The sequence below is a fragment of the Gilliamella sp. wkB308 genome (assembly GCF_001690185.1).
GTDB lineage: Bacteria > Pseudomonadota > Gammaproteobacteria > Enterobacterales > Orbaceae > Gilliamella > Gilliamella apicola_I.
Genome location: NZ_LZGN01000021.1, coordinates 1 through 1,079, shown reverse-complemented (window position 1 = coordinate 1,079; position 1,079 = coordinate 1). Strand labels below are relative to the sequence as shown.

General features: G+C 35.4%; 2 protein-coding genes. Both read left to right on the top strand.

The features are described from left to right. On the top strand, nucleotides 1-487 hold a 487-nt coding region (locus tag A9G10_RS12725; RefSeq protein WP_179855802.1), incomplete at its 5' end, for a DUF6708 domain-containing protein. A gap of 57 nt (nucleotides 488-544) precedes the next feature. Next, nucleotides 545-1,079 (top strand): DUF6708 domain-containing protein (locus A9G10_RS02875; protein ID WP_218837322.1); only part of this gene is annotated, 535 nt, incomplete at its 3' end.

Genomic DNA, 1,079 nt, shown 5'->3' with positions numbered 1-1,079 from the left:
GGTGGCAATGAAATGGATGTTTAAAGCATGGCCACCGAGAAGAGCCTTTAAAGATTTAAACAAATTTCATATAAAAGTTTATGATTGGGAAAACTTTCATGGTGTATTACAAGGTTCGACAGTGGTTAATGTAAAAGGTGGTAGCTTTGAAAGTTATACGTTAATTGGGGCTGCTTGTGAGCCCAAAAGTTATAAAGTGATTGAATATATTTATATCCGTGAAACGGATTGTTTTACGATGGATTGGCATTGGATCTGTCATTTTATGGGAAGGAACACAGATAAACCCTTAGACCAAGCAGGTTTAGAATACGTTGATTATAAACCTTGGGATGCCAAAACCTTTATGCAAGTCAAACCGAAGTTAAAAGTCACCTCGAGACAAATTGAAGGTTTAGACAAGGCATCGAAAGCGGGCTCAAAAGAAGAGCTAGCTCAAATAGAACAAGAGTATGAACTAACAAAAACCGTGTATCTGGTTGAATAATCTTAACGTTAGTTTAAAAAACGGAAAGCAAAACAATCAGTATAGCAGGAGCAAAAAATGCCATCATGTTACAAACCACCAATTGTTTGTTGGAAAAGTGATTTATCTAACGGGGGCGGACCAGGGAATAAGCGTCGTGCTAATTATATTGCATGTGCGACGGATAATTACCTTGAAATCTATCGTAAACGAAAAATTATCGGACCTTATATTGGATTTTTTTTATTCGGAAGTGGAGAAATTTTGCTTATTTCGTTATTTTTTTATTTTTTAACTGAATTAAAACTTTATTGGTTCATGGCAATAATATATTTTTTTGCATCTATTGGATTAGGTCTGGTACTTTATTTCACTCTCTTTACTCTTCTTTTTGGTCACTATGCCCCCGTAAGTAATCCAATTCGTTTTAATCGAAAAACAGGCAAGGTTTACCTTTACGAAGCGGTGGCAATGAAATGGATGTTTAAAGCATGGCCACCGAGAAGAGCCTTTAAAGATTTAAACAAATTTCATATAAAAGTTTATGATTGGGAAAACTTTCATGGTGTATTACAAGGTTCGACAGTGGTCAATGTAAAAGGTGGTAGCTTTG